16 protein-coding genes are annotated in these 17,754 nt (G+C 47.4%); 13 read left to right on the plus strand and 3 right to left on the minus strand.

The annotated features are described in order from the left end of the window. Window positions 1-180: 180 nt before the first annotated feature. Entirely contained in the window at window positions 181-2,157 is a 1,977-nt protein-coding gene (gene dnaG / locus ACO2Q8_RS13865; protein ID WP_423345420.1) for a DNA primase, read from the plus strand. A 63-nt stretch (window positions 2,158-2,220) separates the two neighbouring features. Here the strand turns inward: dnaG and ACO2Q8_RS13870 are convergent, their stop codons facing one another. After that, the gene (locus ACO2Q8_RS13870; protein WP_423345421.1) at window positions 2,221-2,646 is read right to left on the minus strand and encodes a helix-turn-helix domain-containing protein; all 426 of its coding nucleotides are present in this window, start codon (window positions 2,644-2,646) and stop codon (window positions 2,221-2,223) included. A gap of 331 nt (window positions 2,647-2,977) precedes the next feature. Here ACO2Q8_RS13870 and ACO2Q8_RS13875 point away from each other — a divergent pair, with 331 nt between their 5' ends. After that, window positions 2,978-3,679 (plus strand): LuxR C-terminal-related transcriptional regulator, encoded by a 702-nt coding sequence (locus ACO2Q8_RS13875; protein ID WP_423345422.1) that lies wholly within the window; start codon window positions 2,978-2,980, stop codon window positions 3,677-3,679. 22 nt (window positions 3,680-3,701) lie between these two features. On the opposite strand, the gene ACO2Q8_RS13880 is transcribed toward ACO2Q8_RS13875, so the two are convergent. Beyond that, window positions 3,702-4,367, minus strand: a complete 666-nt coding sequence (locus ACO2Q8_RS13880) for a LytTR family DNA-binding domain-containing protein (protein WP_423345423.1) — start codon at window positions 4,365-4,367, stop codon at window positions 3,702-3,704. A 534-nt stretch (window positions 4,368-4,901) separates the two neighbouring features. Between ACO2Q8_RS13880 and ACO2Q8_RS13885 the strand changes: the two genes are divergently transcribed. Both ACO2Q8_RS13885 and ACO2Q8_RS13890 read left to right on the plus strand, forming a co-directional pair. Further along, window positions 4,902-5,102, plus strand: a complete 201-nt coding sequence (locus ACO2Q8_RS13885) for a hypothetical protein (protein WP_423345424.1) — start codon at window positions 4,902-4,904, stop codon at window positions 5,100-5,102. A gap of 12 nt (window positions 5,103-5,114) precedes the next feature. Then, a complete protein-coding gene (locus ACO2Q8_RS13890) occupies window positions 5,115-6,242 on the plus strand; it encodes a hypothetical protein (RefSeq protein WP_423345425.1) in 1,128 nt (375 codons plus the stop codon). A 545-nt stretch (window positions 6,243-6,787) separates the two neighbouring features. Here ACO2Q8_RS13890 and ACO2Q8_RS13895 read toward each other — a convergent pair. Continuing rightward, window positions 6,788-7,111 (minus strand): transposase, encoded by a 324-nt coding sequence (locus ACO2Q8_RS13895; protein ID WP_423345426.1) that lies wholly within the window; start codon window positions 7,109-7,111, stop codon window positions 6,788-6,790. 398 nt (window positions 7,112-7,509) lie between these two features. On the opposite strand from ACO2Q8_RS13895, the gene ACO2Q8_RS13900 reads away from it, so the two are divergent. From ACO2Q8_RS13900 to ACO2Q8_RS13940, 9 genes are all read left to right on the plus strand, one after another. Beyond that, complete coding sequence (locus ACO2Q8_RS13900; RefSeq protein WP_423345427.1) at window positions 7,510-8,292, plus strand: polysaccharide biosynthesis/export family protein; 783 nt, start codon at window positions 7,510-7,512, stop codon at window positions 8,290-8,292. A 72-nt stretch (window positions 8,293-8,364) separates the two neighbouring features. Beyond that, window positions 8,365-10,722 (plus strand): GumC family protein, encoded by a 2,358-nt coding sequence (locus tag ACO2Q8_RS13905; protein ID WP_423345428.1) that lies wholly within the window; start codon window positions 8,365-8,367, stop codon window positions 10,720-10,722. Window positions 10,723-10,837: 115 nt separating this feature from the next. Next, window positions 10,838-11,491: a sugar transferase gene (locus tag ACO2Q8_RS13910; protein ID WP_423345429.1), complete on the plus strand. Its 654-nt coding sequence runs from the start codon at window positions 10,838-10,840 to the stop codon at window positions 11,489-11,491. 41 nt (window positions 11,492-11,532) lie between these two features. Beyond that, the gene (locus ACO2Q8_RS13915; protein ID WP_423345430.1) at window positions 11,533-12,477 is read left to right on the plus strand and encodes a glycosyltransferase; all 945 of its coding nucleotides are present in this window, start codon (window positions 11,533-11,535) and stop codon (window positions 12,475-12,477) included. A gap of 52 nt (window positions 12,478-12,529) precedes the next feature. Continuing rightward, window positions 12,530-13,213: a cytidylyltransferase domain-containing protein gene (locus ACO2Q8_RS13920; RefSeq protein WP_423345431.1), complete on the plus strand. Its 684-nt coding sequence runs from the start codon at window positions 12,530-12,532 to the stop codon at window positions 13,211-13,213. Next, window positions 13,210-14,154: a phosphoglycerate dehydrogenase gene (locus ACO2Q8_RS13925; protein ID WP_423345432.1), complete on the plus strand. Its 945-nt coding sequence runs from the start codon at window positions 13,210-13,212 to the stop codon at window positions 14,152-14,154. Before ACO2Q8_RS13920 ends, ACO2Q8_RS13925 begins: the two co-directional genes overlap by 4 nt. 4 nt (window positions 14,155-14,158) lie before the next feature. Next, window positions 14,159-14,887, plus strand: a complete 729-nt coding sequence (locus tag ACO2Q8_RS13930) for an SDR family NAD(P)-dependent oxidoreductase (protein WP_423345433.1) — start codon at window positions 14,159-14,161, stop codon at window positions 14,885-14,887. A 375-nt stretch (window positions 14,888-15,262) separates the two neighbouring features. Then, window positions 15,263-16,312, plus strand: a complete 1,050-nt coding sequence (locus tag ACO2Q8_RS13935) for a hypothetical protein (protein WP_423345434.1) — start codon at window positions 15,263-15,265, stop codon at window positions 16,310-16,312. Next, a complete protein-coding gene (locus tag ACO2Q8_RS13940; RefSeq protein ID WP_423345435.1) occupies window positions 16,309-17,751 on the plus strand; it encodes a hypothetical protein in 1,443 nt (480 codons plus the stop codon). The genes ACO2Q8_RS13935 and ACO2Q8_RS13940 overlap by 4 nt, the downstream gene beginning before the upstream one ends. Window positions 17,752-17,754 lie beyond the last annotated feature (3 nt).

Consider the following 17,754-nt stretch of genomic DNA (forward strand, 5'->3'; position numbering starts at 1 on the left):
AAGCGACTATAGGCAATTTTATTGCTACTACAAACAATTTTTGTAGACAACAATGGTTGACTTTTTTCAATAGATGCGGTACCATAATATCCTGAATTTGGTCGAAAAGTGAGCCCCTCTGAAAAACTGATATTAGCAAAAACGTTGCCAAAAGCGGGTTGCGTTATGTACCTTTGATCTATGCGTATTCCCGAGGAAACCATCGACCGCATCCGCCAGTCGGCGGACATCATTGATGTGGTCAGCGATTATGTCTCGCTCAAAAAGCGGGGGCAAAACTGGATTGCCTGCTGTCCTTTCCACAACGAAAAAACGCCGTCGTTCAACGTTTCGCCCGTCCGCCAGATCTACAAATGCTTTGGCTGCGGCAAGGCCGGTGACCCTGTGCGGTTTGTGATGGACATTGAGAACATCGGGTATCCGGAAGCGTTGCGCCACCTGGCTAAAAAGTACGGGATCGAAATCGCCGAGGAACAGCTTACACCGGACGAACTGATCAAGCAAAACGAGCGCGAAAGCCTGTTTATCGTCCTCAACTTTGCCAAGGATTTCTACCATACTCATTTGCTGCAAACCGACGAAGGCCAGAGCATCGGGCTCAGTTATTTTCGGGAGCGCGGTTTTCTGGACAATACCGTTGAGGCCTTCGAGCTTGGCTACAGCCCGGATCAATGGGATGCCTTTTTGCAGGAAGCCAGCCGCCGGGGGTATCGCCCGGAGTTGCTGGAAAAAGCCGGGTTGATTCTGTCGAAAGAAGGTGGAAAAACCTACGACCGGTTTCGGGGCCGGGTGATTTTTCCGATTCACAATGTGGCGGGCCGCGTCATTGCATTTGGAGCCCGGATCTTAAAAACGGACAAAAACCAGCCGAAATACATCAACTCGCCGGAGACGGAAGTTTACCACAAAAGCCAGGTATTATACGGCATTTTTCAGGCGAAGAATGCGATCCGCCAGGAGGACGTCTGTTACCTAACGGAGGGCTATACGGACGTGATATCGCTGCACCAGGCTGGCATCAAAAACGTGGTGGCTTCATCGGGTACGTCGCTGACAATTGAGCAAATCCGGTTGATCAGCCGGTTTACGCAAAATGTAACGATTCTGTACGATGGCGACGCAGCCGGGATCAAAGCCGCCCTGCGCGGACTGGATATGGTCCTGGAAGAAGGCCTGAACGTCAGCGTAGCGACCTTCCCCGATGGCGATGACCCCGACAGCTACGTTCGGAAAGTCGGTGCCGAAGCCTTCCGGAATCACCTCGGCCAGCATACGAGCGATTTCATCACGTTTAAAACGGCGATGTTGCTGAAGGATGCGGGCGATAATCCGTTCAAACGGGCGGAGATCATCTCGGAAATCATCCAAAGCATTTCCAAAATCCCGGACCCGATCAAGCGACAGGTGTTTTTCCAGAAAACCGCCCGCCAGTTGCAGGTCGATGAGCAGACGCTGATTTCGGAGAGCAACCGGATGCTGCTCAATCAGCAAAAACAGCAGCTAAAGCAGCAGGAAAAAACCGGACCGCGACCGGCTGGACCCACTTCGTTTCCCGAGGAGTTAACCGAGATCCTGGGTGACTTTCCGCCCGATGCCCCCCCGGTTGAACGCAATCCGGTGGAAGCCCGCCCGTCGCAAAACCGCTCTCCCCTTTTTAAACAGGAAGAAGAATGCATTCGGTTGCTCGTCAATTACGGAGCGCACGAACTGGAACCCGACATTTCGGTCTGTCATTACATGCTGAGTGAGCTGGGCACGATGGAGTTTGTAACGCCGGTTTTCAACGAAATGCTGACGGAAATCCGGGAGGGCTTCCTGGCGAGCGAAATCCGGACGGCCGATTATTTTTTGCAGCATAAAAATGCCGAATACCAGCACCAGACGATTGGCCTGGTCACGGTAAAACACCAGCTCAGCGAGAACTGGCAGAAGCACGAAATTTACGTTCCGACGGAGGTGGATAAACTGGCGGATGCGGCTTTTACAAACATCCTGCGGATAAAGAAACTAGTTGCCGAACAGCGGATGCGGGAAATCAAACAACTCATCAACCAAACCGCCGATCCGACCGAGAGCGACCGGCTTATGCTCGAGTACATGCACTTTAAGAAGGTAGATATCGAAATCAGCAAATTGCTGGGGACGGTTATCTCCTAAGAGCTGTTTACCCATGAAGTTGTGGAGAGACTTCATGGATAAGCAGCGTATTTATACTGACAATCAGGCAGCCATGCTGTCCATTCTCGATATTTTCTTTACAAAGCGACGCAGTGTGTCCTGGCTGACAGGCTTTGGCAGCTCGTGATTGATTTGTTGCAATACCTGACGCGGTTCTTTGGGATACGTTTTCAGCGCCTGGATCACTTTTTCAACGTGTTGTTGGTCGGCGGGGTTCAGCTTGGGTTTCAGGCCACGACCAGGTTTATCCTGCAAGCCCTGAAGACCATCCTGCTGCCAGCGGTTCATCCAGTTGTAGATGCTCCGGCGATCAACGTCAAACATTTCCATGAGTTCACTAACCGTCAAGCCATAGTAGCTGTACAGGACACACTGGCAACGTTTCCGTAAAACATTGCTTTGGCTCTCACGAATCGTCTGCCGGAGTTGCTCCACTTGTTGTCCAGTTAAATTCTTAACGTTCCGCATTGTTAGTAGTATTAATAGTTAAATTCTTGTTTTCGTCTTGTTCTCGCCGTAATTACAAGTGAAAACTACGTCACTATTTTTGACTGAAAAAGTCATTTCGTACGGAATGACTACTTTTTCGCGTGAAATAACCAAATTTGCTGTATCTAGCGACCGAATCCCGCTGGTGGTTTTTCCGCCTTTCTTATTCGAATCCGACCGGGTGGCGTTTCTGAATGTCTAATCTGGAATTTTGGTTATTTCAAACAAAAAAGTATTGATTTCATGTAACTTATCGAATGAGTGAGGGCCATTAAATTGTAGCTTCAACTGAAAGGCTGCTATCTTTATTATGAACAATGTGAATTCTAAATCGGAAACGTCTTCTCCTCCTTCGTTTTCTCTTCGACGAAAAGATTTTTCTATCCTCGTAGCGCAAGCTGAGCTCTTCAATTGCGAAGTGCTTTGTCAACTGCTTAAGCAGCAAGGCTACAATGTGGTTGGAAAAGCCATTGAAATGGAGGACACTCTCCAGCAGATTCGGGTCAAACAACCCCAATGTGTTATTCTGGAATCGGAAATTTCCGGCCGACGCAGCGTTGACATTGTGCAGCAGGCCCGTTCGGACAACCAGCGCACAAAATTTATTTTATACACCAGCAAGCCGGACCTGAAACTGGTAGCCAGTGCTATGCAGCAGGGTTTCTACGGTTTTCTGTATGCGAACGATGGTCTGGACGAGCTGTACAAATGTTTTCAAACCATCAGTAGTGGTGGTTTTTATTATAGCCCGGGTTTTCTGCTTCTTCTGAAGAACTACGGGATGAACGTGATGACGGATGAAACGAAGGAGCAATTGGGTCGATTGAGCAGCCGGGAGCTTGAAATTCTGCGGTTGGTGGCGCATGGCGCAACCGGGTATGAGATTGCCGATCAATTACACATTAGTTACCGGACACTGGCCAACCATAAAATGAACATTGCCCAAAAGCTGAAGCTAGGTAGTTGCCGCAATCTGGCGCGTTACGGCATTTCCGTGAAAGAATACTTATAAGGCTAAAGACCGGAAAGACAATCTATGAAATTTCACTCTTAGGGGGCGTATAATCGACTTCCTGAGCGGAGAAGCGCACCAGGCGGTTTTTGAATTCCTGCAAACGGGCACGCGGCATGTCTGTTTCGTCGTTGTTTGGGGTTTGCATTCGAATACTGTATTTACCATTTTCCCAATAGGCGTAACTGGCAACGAAACTGAGATTGATGATGCAGTTCCGTTTCGTTCGAAAAAACACCTCGGGATTCAGTTCCGCTTCGAGTTCATTCATGGTTTTGGTAATGGAAAACCGGCCAGCCGGATGAACGGCGTAGTAATTTCGGTCCTCGGTTTCGAACCAGTAGCAGTCCTGAACGGCAATGATCGTCTCGCCGAAAGTATTTTTGCCTTTCAGATGCGTCAGAAAAGCGCCCGGTTGCGGAGTCAACGATTGGAAGGGGTCGGTGGCAGGTTCGGCACTGCGTTTTCGTTGTCGGCGTTGTTCCAGAATATCAACAAGCAGAGAGCCATTAACAGACCCATAGCCCATAATCAGAACAGGAATGAGGTAAAAGAAATAATACTTGATGTTATAAGTACCCTGAAGATAATTCTCCAGGTAAAGGTCAATGTCGTAATTTGGGAATTCAACCAGAAAATACCGAACCGTTTGCGTAACCGGATTGAAGAGAAAAAACGCAAACAGCATGACAGGTAAAATTTTTACCTCATATTTAAGAATTGTACGAGGAGTTAACTGAAGGAGTTTTATTCGGCAAGCTTCATGGTAAATATTCAGAAGCATGAGCAGGATTATAAGTGTCGATATTTCCGGCAAAACCATCCCTCTCAGGAAAAGCCATAAATAGCCGGCAACCCCGCCAAACTTTTCAACAATACTTAATTTCTTGTCAAAAGCAAATAGCCAATTGAACGCTTCAAAAGTGAATACCGCCAACAGGAGAATATTCAGACTTTTAAAGGGTCTTCTTATATACGTCAGATTCAGCGGGACTTCAACCATTGCTACTCCAAATCAGCGCCCTACTCTTTGGACTGTGCTAAGTTACTAACAAAAAATAGTAATTAGTTACTAAAGCTGCATAATATTTTAGACAAAAGTCTCCATTCTTTTGCCTGCCCCCAGCCGATAATTTTGTATCAATCAATCGGCCAAACAATCCCGGGTAGAAATGACCGATTGATGAACAACTCTAAAATCACTTTAACATCATCTATCGTCATGAAAAAGAACTTTGTTATCAGCTCCGCTAAACAATTATTGAACTCTGCTTCTGTAAACCTGAACGTTGCCGCCAAAAACGAAACCAACAGCAACATCCGTTTGGCCACCAAAGGGAAAGACGAACAAATCTGCTGCGAATGGATTCCCTCGTTCCACGGTCTGCAACCAAACGGTTCGGATAAACTGGTACTTTCTTAATCGCATTCTATTATGAGCAACTTCGTGCATCAATATCAGAGAGAATTAGATCGTTGCCGACAACAATTTGAATCTCTGGATCTTCGGAAAGAAAAAGGATACCTCTTCAAGTTCACAACGTTCTCGGCCAGTGTCCAGAACATTCTGCCCGAGATCCCGATAGAGAAGCACGAGGACCTTTTCCAGAAATTGCTGCTGCAACAAGTTTATACAACTTTCGATCAGCAATTTCTGTCGGCAAACGATCTTTTGCAAACCAAAGGTCCAATCCGGACTCTGCTGCAAAACCGCCAGCCGAATATCTATTGTACATTTCATTTGGGTTCTTACCGCCTGCTGACCAGTTATTTGTATCGAAACGGCGTCGATCTGGCCTTACTGGTCAGCAGGGGTACCTACCAGGAACAGGGTAAAGCCATCTGGGATACCATCAAGGGACTCCAGAAAAAGCACAACCTGACCAATTCGTTCCAGATTCTGGATGCCGAGCAGACGTCTTCAACGCTGCAAATCATCCGTGAGCTACGGGCCGGAACCTCCCTGGTGATCTTTATCGACGGTGTTACCAGTACAACAGGCCTGAACCGTCAGGAGGATAAAGAAATCCAGGTTCGGTTTGGCAACCAGAACGTGTGGGCCCGGAAGGGAGTCGGTTTTCTATCGTATGTAACCCAAACACCGATTGTTCCGGTGATCAGTTACCGCGAAAAAAACCTAAACAATGTTCTCTCGTTCCTCGACCCGGTGGTACCCGAACCCAATTGTGACCGCGAATCGTATTGCCGGCACAGCCTTCAACTTCTGTATGACTCCTTTTGGCAGTATCTGACCAAGTACCCGGAGCAATGGGAAGGCTGGAATTACATCCACAAGTTCCTCGACCAGCACGAACTCGAGCAGCAGGCCGAAACGAAGCCCCTACGGCGGCAAACCAAGCGGGTAGCTTTCAATCACGAACGGTATTCCGTCTGCGATTTAGAAGACTCTCCCATTCTGTTCGACCGTCGGCTGTATGTAACGTATGAAATTTCATCGGATCTGCGCGATTTTCTGCTGCAAATAGGAACAATCGACACGCCGGAAGAGGTACTGGGCACCGACCTTTACCTGGACCTCCTGTCTAAACAAATTATAACCTGATAGTAGACACTCCCTCTAGTTTAATTCTTGTTTTCGATTATCGAAGTCGGATCAACGAACATCTGTTCAGATCCGACTTTTTTTTTGCATTATCCCGATAACAAGAAGGCCAAAACCTACGCTGGCATAACTTTTGCGACCCTTATAATTACTTGTAACCAAAAAAGGACATGTCTGTTAACCAGGAAAAAAATATTTTCAAAACTTTGATTATACAGAGTTTAAATGATAAAAATCCTACTTAACATTTATTTTACGCGCAAAAGTCTTGTTTTATACCAATTTCCTTTATATTTGAAGTACTAATCAGCTAAAGCACAGCATCAGAATTTCTTTTTCCGTTGACTGATAATTGCGACTTGAGCTGACCAATAAGAAGAATTGGAATGAGGAAGTTTACTTGCCTCTTCGTTTACATGCCGTGATTACCTGACTGTGTAATCACCTCTCTGTCTACCATGCACAATGCACTAAGGTGACTTCCTTAGCTGCTCCGGTTGATAGGCCGATTCAGCCCGGCAATTCAATGGAGGAACGTCTCCAGACTAATTGACGGTTGAAAGGTCTTTATCAGAAGTGACGGATGACTGACCCTCTGTCGCTGTAACGGCCGGAAAATTCAATTGCAAGAGCGTTAAAATTTTGGCCAGCGTTCCATCGCGTTGCCACCGCCGAAACCGATCATAAATGGTTTTCCAGGAGCCGTAGCGCTCGGGCAAATCCCGCCAGGGAGCACCTGAGTTCAAAATCCAGAGGATTCCGTTGATCGATTGCCGGTGAGAACGCCACGGGCGACCGGGACGATTGTTGGAAGGCATCATGTCCTTTAATTTTTCCCATTGGGAGTCAGTTAGTTCATATTTACGCATAGCAAAGCGGACAAGAGATAAAGTTTAAATAGGGACAATATAACTAAGTAATAGCAAAAAAATTTTCAAGTTTCGACTTACTCAACGTGTTAATTTAATTAGCAACTCGTTAGGGATCATTCATTAAAAAGTCTGACAACTAAATTGATGCCGAAAAATGAGAAAATATTTCTGCATTTCCTAACCGATATGAGTATATATTTAGGATACGGCATGCTTTTGGTCGATGTTTACCCACGAAAAACACGAAATTTTTTCTGCGTCAGCCGACCATTAAGTAGAAAAAGCAGGCTAGAGGGTGTACATTGACAGTCTATCCTCTCCAAAATCTGGAATTTTCTGTCGGACAAATCGCTAAAATCACTGAACCGTTAACTATTGATCGAACATTACAGCACATGAAGAATTGGAATTGGTTTACTTTCGTTTTTTTGATCGTTGGTTTCTCGTCCTGCATCTCTCAAAAACAGATCACTTACTTTCAAAGCCCGGTTGCCGATAGTTCGGCAACCGCACAGGAAATTACAAACCGGTACGTCGTAACGATTCAGCCTAACGACCTGTTGGGTATCAATGTCAATAGCCTAAACCAAGAGGCAAGCAGTTTCTTTAATCCATATGCTGGCCTGGAGCGTACAACTTTTCAGACCTATAACGGTCAGATTCCGGTTACGGCAGCAGTAGGGTATCTGGTAGATCCTGAAGGTAATATACAATTGCCCTTGATTGGAAAACTGAAAGTAAGCGGGCTTTCCTCCATGGCCGCCCGGGATTTGATTCAGGAGAAATTAAAAAATTATTTGAAAGAGCCGACCGTTGCGGTCCGATTTTTGAATTTCAAAGTATCCGTCCTGGGTGAGGTAGCCCGGCCGTCGATGTTCAGCGTACCCAATGAACAGATGACGCTAACCGAAGCACTGAGTTTGGCAGGCGATATTACGATTTACGGTCGCCGGGACAATGTGATGATTATTCGGGAAACCAACGGCAAACGGGAGTTTGGCCGGGTCAACATGAATCAGCGGGATCTGTTCAAATCACCTTACTACTACCTGCATCCCAACGATGTAGTCTATGTAGAACCGGGAAAAGCCCGTCTGGCCTATGCCGACCGCTTTTACACGATTTTGCCATCGATCATCGGCGCGCTATCCCTGATAGCGGTTATTATACGCCGGTAAATACGCATTACCGCTAACCGGGCGAAACGGTTCGGTTAGCGAAACGATAGTACCTAATTACTCAACAACGTTATGATAACAACTCCGTACGTTTACCATCAGCAGGAGGAAAAAGAGCCAGACCTCCGGCTGATCATCTTCCGGTATTTGAAAAACTGGAAATGGTTTCTGCTCTCACTCGTTGTGGCCCTAGCCCTTGGGTACACCTACCTTCAGTACCAGGTCCCTATCTATAAGGTCAAAAGCAGCATTTTGATCAAGGATGAGAAAAAAGGGATTTCGGCAGACAACATCATGAAAGAGATGGACCTCTTCACGGATTCGAAAGTGGTCGAAAACGAGATCGAGATTCTGAAATCGTATACCATTATGGAAAAGGTAAACGATGCGCTGGCACTGGACGTAACGTATTTTCACGACACGCCCGTGGGTCCGCGCGAAGTTTACACGTCCGCTCCGTTCCGTCTGGTCGTCGAACAACCCAAACCGCTTCTGTACGAAGAGGAGATGACAGTAGCGCTTGTCGATCCTAAAACGATTAAAATTGGTGAGAAGACCTATCCGGTGAATGCGAGCCTTAACACGGAATACGGCCGAATCCGGATTTTCACGAAACCCACTACGAAACTCGATATGGAGCCGGTTATCGTCCGCGTGGCACCCAAACAGGAGGTTATTCAGAACTACGTGGAAGACCTGAAAGTGGAGGCAACCAGCAAGCAATCAACCGTGCTGGTTCTGAGCCTGGAGACCCCCGTTCCGGAAAAAGGCCGGAACATTCTCGATAAGATTGTTGAGGAATATAACGAAGCTGCCCTGAAAGATAAGAACCTGGTGGCCGCCAATACCCTGGACTTTATCGAAGAACGGCTCAAGTTGATCTCCGGCGAGCTGGCAACGGTGGAGCGCGATGTAGAAAGTTATAAATCGGCCGAAGGAATTACCGACATTAGTACGGAATCGCAAATCTTCCTGCAGAGTGTTCAGCAAAACGACGCGCAGTTGAGCCAGGTCAACATTCAACTGGGTGCGCTGGAAGATATAGAGCGGTACGTCCGCAGCAAGGCCAGTGAGCGGGGGGCTGCTCCTTCTACGCTGGGCTTAAGCGATCCCACACTGCTGGGCCTGATTACCAAGGTTTCGGAACTGGAACTGCAACGGGAAAACCTGGTCAAAACTACATCCGAAAATAACCCGCTGTTGCGGTCGGTGGATGAGCAAATCCGGGCGACCAAAGCGAACATCAGCGATAATATTCAGACCATGAAGAACATCCTGACGGGAACCCGTCAGAAGTTAACCGCCCAGAATCGCAAATTTGAGTCGATGATCCGGTCGGTTCCCCGCAAAGAAAGAGCATTGCTGGACATTACCCGTCAACAAGCCATCAAAAACAATTTGTACACCTACTTGCTGGCCAAACGCGAAGAAACCGCCCTCTCCTACGCGTCGGCCATTGCCGATAGCCGGACGATTGATATGGCCCGCAGCACCAGCAAACCGATCAAGCCCAAAAAACCGCTCATTTTTCTGTTGTTCGGCGCCTTTGGTTTGTTGATCCCGGTTGGTGTTTTTGCCGCCCGCGATATGCTCAATAACCGGATTGGCAAACGGACGGACATCGAAGAGCTGACCAGCACACCGATTGTGGGTGAAATTGCCTATGCCAAGCACAAATACCCGCTGGTAGTAACCTCCAGCAGCCGGTCAATAGTCGCTGAACAGGTACGCGCCCTTCGGACGAACCTGCAATTCCTGCGGTCGAACAACGAAAGCCTTGCGATCCTGTTTACCTCCAGCATCAGTGGGGAAGGGAAATCGTTCATTTCGCTGAACCTGGGAGCCAGCCTGGCGCTGATCGATCGCCCGACGGTTATTCTGGAGATGGACTTGCGCCGTCCGAAACTGCATTCCATGCTGAACATGCCAAACACCGCCGGGCTCAGCAACTTTCTGGTGGGACAGGTGACGCTGGATGAGATTCTGCAACCCGTTCCGGGCCTGGACAATTACTACATCCTGACCAGCGGCCCCATTCCGCCAAACCCGGCCGAATTGCTGGTGAGCGACAAAGTGGATGAGCTGTTCCAGCAATTACGCGAGCGCTTCCAGTACATTATTGTCGATTCGCCCCCGATCGGCCTGGTCACCGATGCCCAGATTCTGGCCGACAAAACCGATGCCACCATGTATGTGGTTCGCCATGACGTAACGCCGAAACAGCACCTGAAAATGGTGGATGTCATGTACAAGGAGCAACGTTTCCGGAAACTGAGCCTGATCCTGAATTCGATCAACGAAGGAGGAGGCTACGGTTACGGCTACGGTTACGGCTACGGCTACGGCTATGGCTACGGCTCGGGCGGCTACTATGAGCAGGATTCCGACAAGAAAAAACCATTCCTGAAACGTTTGCTGCCTGGCAGTTAAGGCAGATTCCGCTGCGATTACCCACAGATTTATTGGATTTTACTAACCGGGGCAGGGTTTAAAGTCCCGGTTAGCAAGGCCCATGCCTACCTGTATTTACTCAACTGGAAACGTTATGATTAACTTACTACAACCGGACTCTTCCTATTACGTTGTCGATGAGACAACCGGAAGTAAACCCCAATCGGTAACAAAGCGGGCCTTTGACATCACCGTATCCCTTCTGGTTGCCTTGTTGATTCTTTCCTGGTTTATTCCATTGATCGGGTTATTGATCCGACTCGAATCCAGGGGGCCTGTCTTGTTTGTTCAGTTGCGTTCGGGCCGAAACGGTCGCCCTTTTCCGTGTCTGAAATTCCGGACGATGAAATACCAGAAAAATGCATCCTTCAAACAGGCAACGCATAATGACGTCCGTGTGACCCGTCTCGGCAAAATTTTGCGAAAAACGAATCTGGATGAAATGCCCCAATTTCTGAATGTTTTAGTTGGCCATATGAGTGTCGTTGGTCCCCGGCCACACGCTCTCCAGCATGATGCCCAGTTCTTTCACCTGATTCAGGACTTTCCAAAACGATACGCCACGAAGCCCGGAATAACAGGCCTGGCACAGGCCCGCGGTTTACGGGGAGAAACAGGCCTGCAGGAGATGACTCACCGCGTAAAACTGGATTTATGGTACATCCGGAACCAGTCCTTTTTACTCGACATAAAAATTTTTTACTGGACAATTGAAAAAATGATAAAAGGGGATAAGAAGGCGTATTAAGCTGATCATGTACAGTAGAATCTGCAACGAATTAGAAGCTTATGACTTGTAGTATCATCATACGCGCCTTTAACGAAGAAGCCCACATCGGGAAGTTGCTGAACGGAATCCGTCACCAGGAAACCGGTGCAAATCTGGAAGTAATTCTGGTCGATTCGGGCTCGAAAGACAGTACGGTCCGGATTGCCGAAAGTTACGGGGCCAAAATCGTCCGGATTCGGCCCGAGGAATTCTCGTTCGGCCGGGCGCTCAATATTGGCTGTCAACAGGCTACGGGCGATATTCTGTTATTTGCCAGCGCCCACGTGTATCCGGTGTACACCAACTGGATTGACCAGATGTTAAAACCGTTCGATGACCCGAAGGTTGCCCTTTCGTACGGACGGCAGATTGGGAATCAGGCCAGCAAATACTCTGAGCAGCAGCTTTTTGCCAAGTGGTTCCCGGCGGTTTCCAATTACAATCAACAGATTCCCTTTTGCAACAATGCCAATACCGCCATCCGCCGTTCGCTTTGGGAGGAACTGCCTTACGACGAAACCTTGACGGGGTTGGAGGACCTGCACTGGGCCAGCCAGATTCTGCACCGGGGCTACAAGATTGCCTACGACGCCGATGCCATCATCGTGCATGTTCACGAAGAAACACCCCGCAAGATTTTTAACCGGTATTACCGGGAAGCGATTGCCTTTAAACGCATCAAGCCGATGGCCCGTTTTGGCTTCTGGGACTTTGCGTACCTGGCGGTTTCGAACCTGATCAGCGACTACGCGGCCGCGCTTCAGGAGCGGGTTTTCTGGCAACACATCGCCGAGATCCCGGTTTTCCGCATCCTCCAATTTTGGGGAACGTATCAGGGGTACCGTTTTGTCGGAACCCTCGACCGAACATTGCGCGAGCGGTTTTATTATCCGAATGAAGTGTTCCGGCGCGAAAAGCCCGAACCGTCTGAACAGGTCGCGATGAAACAAATTGCGTATGAATAGTCCGGAAGGCGTCCCCTGCCGGGCTGTATTGACTAAACTTAACGTTACTTATATGAGCTATTCTGTTGCTGCCATCGTACCCATGCGCCATTCCAGTGAGCGCGTACCCGGAAAAAATTACCGTGACTTTGCCGGTAAACCCCTGTTTCACCGCATTATCGACACCTTGCTGGAATGCCCGTCGATTACGCAGGTCGTTATCGACACCGATAGCCCAACGATCATTGAACAGACACAGGAATACTTTCCAACCGTCACGGTCCTGGAACGGCCTGCGCATCTGCGCGACGGCGCTATTCCGATGAACAACGTATTGCTGAACACCTGCGACCAGATTCCGGCCGATTTTTACCTGCAAACCCACAGCACCAACCCGCTGTTGTCAGCCGAAACCGTTGAAAAAGGCATTCAGCAGTTTCTGAAAAATTACCCGATTTACGATACGCTATTTGGCGTCACCCGCCTTCAGGTCCGGCTGTGGGACCAACTGGCCCGCGCCGTCAACCATAATCCGGCCATTTTGCTCCGGACGCAGGATCTGCCGCCCATTTACATGGAAAACTCCTGCATGTACCTGTTTAAAAAAGAAACGCTGATCCAGAAACATAACCGCATCGGTGACCGCCCCTTCATGTACGAAATTCCGGACATCGAAGCCCAGGACATCGACGTCGAACTGAATTTTAAAGTAGCTGAATTTCTGTTTACCGAACTCTATCCTGAACTCGCCCTATGAAAGTCCTGATTACCTGCCCGCCCATGCTGGGTCAACTGGCTGAATTTCTGCCCATTTTCGAAGAAGCCGGTATTGAAGTGGTGGCTCCGAAAGTTGTCCAGATTCTCTCCGAAGAAGAATTGCTCGAACTCGTTCCGACCGTCGACGGCTGGATCATCGGCGACGACCAGGCCACCGAACGCATCTTTCGCGCCGGAAAAGCCGGAAAGCTGAAAGCCGCTGTCAAATGGGGCATTGGCGTCGATAACGTCGACTTCAAAGCTTGCAAGGAATTAGGCATTCCCATTACCAACACCCCGATGATGTTTGGAGCCGAGGTAGCGACCATCGCTGTGTCGTACGTGCTGGGGCTGGCGCGCCAAACGTACTATATCGACCGGGAAGTACGGGCGGGCAACTGGGTAAAACCGGCTGGTATGTCGCTGGCGGGCCACACCGTCGCGCTGGTCGGTTTCGGCGACATTGGTAAAGCCACCGCCCGGTTTTTGAAAGCCTTCGACATGCACATTAACGTATACGATCCGTTTGCCAAAAAAACAGAAGAAGACGAAGCCGCCTACCGGTTTTTGACCTTCCCGGAAGAACTGGAAACGGCTGACTTCGTAGTCACGACCTGTGCCCTGACGCCCGCGACCAAGCACCTGATCAACGCCGAAACGATTCAACGCATGAAAGACGGCGTCCGGATTGTAAACGTTTCACGCGGACCGATCATCGATGAAGCAGCTTTAATTGAAGGACTTAAAAGCGGCAAAGTGCATTCGGCGGGCCTGGATGTGTTCGAAACCGAACCCCTCCCGATGGATTCGGACCTGCGCAAGTTTGACCGCTGCATTTTCGGAACGCACAACGGTTCCAACACGATTCAGGGCGTTCGGCGCGCCAGCCATCAGGCCATCAAGTCGATGTTTGAGTATCTGGAAGTAGGTGTAACGGCTTAACGCAATGAAAAAAGCACTCATCACCGGCGTATTAGGCGGCATTGGCAGCGCGCTGGCGCAAGCCTTCCGCGAAGCCGGGTATTACGTATACGGTTTGGACGTTCAGCACTCGGACAACCACCAGGCCGACCGGCTGATTCAGTTTGACCTGCATCAGTTTAGCACGAACGAAGAGTACCGGAACGAGTGGAAGCACACCTTCAACGTCCTGATTCCGGAGTTGCACGTGTTGATCAACAATGCCGCCGTGCAGATGCTAGGCAGCCTGGACGACCTAAAGCTGAGCGACTGGAACCACACAATGGCTGTCAATCTGACCGGACCTCTGCTGCTGAGCCAGCACTTTCTGGAACCATTGGAAGACGTCAACGGCTGCATTGTCAACATCGGCAGCATTCACCAGCAACTGACCAAACGCCGGTTTATCAGCTACGCGACCTCGAAAAGCGCCCTGATCGGCCTGACCAAGGCGTTGGCCGTCGATCTGGAAGGACGGGTTCGGGTGAATGCCATCAGCCCGGCGGCCATCGAAACCGACATGCTGTTGGCCGGTTTCAATGGTAACCCAAGCGCCCTGGACGAACTCCGCAAGATTCACCCGGTTCAGCGCATTGGTTATCCGAAAGATGTAGCCAAGCTGGCCCTTTTCCTGGCGTCGGAAGGCTCCGGTTTTATCCACGGCGCGAACCTCTCGCTCGATGGCGGGATTAGTTCGGTATTGAAAGATTTGTAGAGGAACTACCTGGCGGAAGAAAAGAATATGCAGATGACAACCACCCAATACCGCTTCGCGCTTACCTCATTATGCGGGGTAATCGCCTTGTGTGGCTACGCCCAGGAGCCGGTACGGTATCCCGTTATTCTTTCTTCCCGCCAATTTCATCCTTCTTCCTCACAGGATACCCTCAGCACAATCCGGATGATAGAACTTTACCATCCGGATCGAATCGACTGGATGTATTGCACGGATGCCAAACAGCTTGCTCAGTTACAAGCCCGAAAAGTCCCTTATAGCCTGGCCATCAATCCACAGGTACCGGATTCAGCGGGCTATACAGTCCACGGGCGGGTGGAAGACCTGAATGGCCGGAAACTGGCCGCGCCCTGGATGCGAAACTGGAAACTCAAAAATCCGTATTGGGGTTGCGTTAATTCGCCGGAATTTCAAAAGTTGTTCCTGGATCAGTCTCGCAAGCTGATTGATCTGGAAGCCTACGGGCTGTTTGTGGATGATGCCCGGTTCAATGATCAGGCGACGGAATGGGGCGGATGTTTCTGCGACCATTGTGTAAGCGGTTTTACAACCTACCTGCAGGATAATGGTGCCGACACCCTGTCGTCTACGTTCAATTACCGGGACTATTTACGGAGCGCAGGAATCGATTCACTTCCTGCTAAAAACCGCCAGGTTCCGCTTTGGACACTCTATCGGGCGTTTCAAACTAAGTCGGTCATTCGTTTTTTGACAAGCTGGCGAAAAAGCGTTGAAAACTACGCCCGGCGACCCGTAACGTTTTTAACAAACAATTACGGGGGGCAGTGGACTGGGATCTACCAGATTTTTGACATTGGTGTGGCCGAACTACCCGAAAACCGATTAAACCGGGATTACATCCTGGCCCGCACGTCAGAAGCTGGTCGACTGAACAAGAAACAATACTTTACGCTTTCTTCTGACGACGAAAGCAAGCAGCTAAAGGCGCTTTTTCTAACCTATTCGGCCAACAGTGCCCTCATTATTCCGTGGGATGTGCACGTTCCTGGCAAATCGCAAAAATCCGCAACAAGGTTTTTGGGGAAGAACCAAACGTTTCAACCCGTTTACAAACTGCTTCGGGAAGATGAGAGTAAATTTTCGCAAGCGGTTATCAAAAGTAACCAGACACGCAGAGCGACTCCATTGCAAATCGTTTCAAAATCGAAGGCCGATTCTCTGCACATACAAAGTTACGATTTGGAAAGATACAAGATTATTATGATTGAAGGTAATAATCGTCTAAAGAGTCACATAATCACTATTCAAGCTGGCAAAACCATTAAATTAGAAGATATTAAAATTTTGTTCCCTAATCCAAATATTGTTCAAGTTCGGAAAGAAGAACATAATTATAAAGTAGAGTTCTCTAATGAACTAATCATTTTTAGCTTAAAAAAATGAAAATAAAGGATACTTTTATATTCTTAACCAACAAAATATGGAATTCACCTACGGCCACAACGTGGATGAGTTTCCTAACAAAATCATTCAGCGTTACTATCATCATGCCGCTGGTATTAAATAGATTAAAAATTGGGGATATAAATTTATGGTATTTATTTACAAGCGTTATAAGTCTACAAGTATTATTAGACGCAGGGTTTGGATCAGCTTTTGTTAGAGTAATTGCGTATGGCACCGTTGGAATGAGAGATTTTTCTACATTAAAAGGGTCTATATCAGAAAAAAACACAGGAATATTTGACGAAACATTTATTAAAACAACCTATGACTTAATGACAAAAGTATACAAAAAATTATTATGGATTAGTTTTTTTACTCTTGCCATATTTGGCTCATGGATCTTTTTAAAGCCTATTGAAAATTCTACAGACCCATTTTATGGATGGATAACTTGGATCTTTTTTACAATTACTTTCCCTATTATACTACAAGGAAATATATATATTAATTTATTACAAGGAACTCACAATGTCCCGCTTGTACGTAGATGGGATACTTTATTTAATTTGCTTAATTCATTATTCTGCATAGCCTTACTTCTACTATTGCCTAATATATATTTACTAATTATCATAAACCAATGCTGGCTTCTCGCAGCGACAATAAGAAATCGTATTTTAGCACACAAAAGGTATACATTTATAAATATACTCCCTACTGATAACTTATTAGAAAATGAAATACAAAAAAATGTTACTCCCAACGCCCTTAAAAGTGGAATCGGTATATTAATGTCACAAGGTATTATACAAGCGTCAGGTTTTATATATGCGCAATTGTTAACCCCAAATGCTTTAGCATCTTATCTAGTTGGTCTTAATCTAATACAAGCTATTAGAAATTTTTCTCAAGCCCCATTTTACAGCCGTTTACCAGAGTTATCTTCTTATTCTGGCAAAGGAGACATGTTAAAGTTAAGAACTACTGCCCAAAAGAACATGTTCAGAGTGTACCTAATCTTTAGTATTGGCTTTTTAGGAGTTTCTTTCTTGCATGAACCACTTTTTAAATTAATAGGCTCTAACGCCCAATTCCCTGACTCATTATTATGGAACTTGCTAGGCTTTGCTTATATAGTTGATAGATATGGTGCCATGCATTTACAGTTGTATAGCACAAGTAATCATATAATTTGGCATAAGCTAAATGGAATAACTGGCATATTGATGATTACTTTATCACTTTTCTTATACCAATATATGAATGTATATGCACTACCTTTAGGAATGCTAATTTCATATATACTTTGCTATTCGTGGTACGCTCCTTATAAGTCGTACCAGTTTATAAACGTTAGTTTCTGGAATTTTGAGCGAACAACTTTTATTCCATTTATCGTTTTGTTTATTATCATTTCCTTCTTTAACTTAATTTGATAT

This window comes from Larkinella sp. VNQ87 (assembly GCF_049445795.1).
In the GTDB taxonomy this organism is placed as follows: Bacteria; Bacteroidota; Bacteroidia; order Cytophagales; family Spirosomataceae; genus Larkinella.

What these genes read in the sequence shown, in the direction of transcription:
- dnaG (WP_423345420.1), top strand. Translation starts at nt 181, where the DNA reads ATGCGTATTCCCGAGGAAACCATCGACCGCATCCGCCAGTCGGCGGAC.
- ACO2Q8_RS13870 (WP_423345421.1), bottom strand. Translation starts at nt 2,646, where the DNA reads ATGCGGAACGTTAAGAATTTAACTGGACAACAAGTGGAGCAACTCCGG.
- ACO2Q8_RS13875 (WP_423345422.1), top strand. Translation starts at nt 2,978, where the DNA reads ATGAACAATGTGAATTCTAAATCGGAAACGTCTTCTCCTCCTTCGTTT.
- ACO2Q8_RS13880 (WP_423345423.1), bottom strand. Translation starts at nt 4,367, where the DNA reads ATGCTGTTTGCGTTTTTTCTCTTCAATCCGGTTACGCAAACGGTTCGG.
- ACO2Q8_RS13885 (WP_423345424.1), top strand. Translation starts at nt 4,902, where the DNA reads ATGAAAAAGAACTTTGTTATCAGCTCCGCTAAACAATTATTGAACTCT.
- ACO2Q8_RS13890 (WP_423345425.1), top strand. Translation starts at nt 5,115, where the DNA reads ATGAGCAACTTCGTGCATCAATATCAGAGAGAATTAGATCGTTGCCGA.
- ACO2Q8_RS13895 (WP_423345426.1), bottom strand. Translation starts at nt 7,111, where the DNA reads ATGCGTAAATATGAACTAACTGACTCCCAATGGGAAAAATTAAAGGAC.
- ACO2Q8_RS13900 (WP_423345427.1), top strand. Translation starts at nt 7,510, where the DNA reads ATGAAGAATTGGAATTGGTTTACTTTCGTTTTTTTGATCGTTGGTTTC.
- ACO2Q8_RS13905 (WP_423345428.1), top strand. Translation starts at nt 8,365, where the DNA reads ATGATAACAACTCCGTACGTTTACCATCAGCAGGAGGAAAAAGAGCCA.
- ACO2Q8_RS13910 (WP_423345429.1), top strand. Translation starts at nt 10,838, where the DNA reads ATGATTAACTTACTACAACCGGACTCTTCCTATTACGTTGTCGATGAG.
- ACO2Q8_RS13915 (WP_423345430.1), top strand. Translation starts at nt 11,533, where the DNA reads ATGACTTGTAGTATCATCATACGCGCCTTTAACGAAGAAGCCCACATC.
- ACO2Q8_RS13920 (WP_423345431.1), top strand. Translation starts at nt 12,530, where the DNA reads ATGAGCTATTCTGTTGCTGCCATCGTACCCATGCGCCATTCCAGTGAG.
- ACO2Q8_RS13925 (WP_423345432.1), top strand. Translation starts at nt 13,210, where the DNA reads ATGAAAGTCCTGATTACCTGCCCGCCCATGCTGGGTCAACTGGCTGAA.
- ACO2Q8_RS13930 (WP_423345433.1), top strand. Translation starts at nt 14,159, where the DNA reads ATGAAAAAAGCACTCATCACCGGCGTATTAGGCGGCATTGGCAGCGCG.
- ACO2Q8_RS13935 (WP_423345434.1), top strand. Translation starts at nt 15,263, where the DNA reads ATGCGAAACTGGAAACTCAAAAATCCGTATTGGGGTTGCGTTAATTCG.
- ACO2Q8_RS13940 (WP_423345435.1), top strand. Translation starts at nt 16,309, where the DNA reads ATGAAAATAAAGGATACTTTTATATTCTTAACCAACAAAATATGGAAT.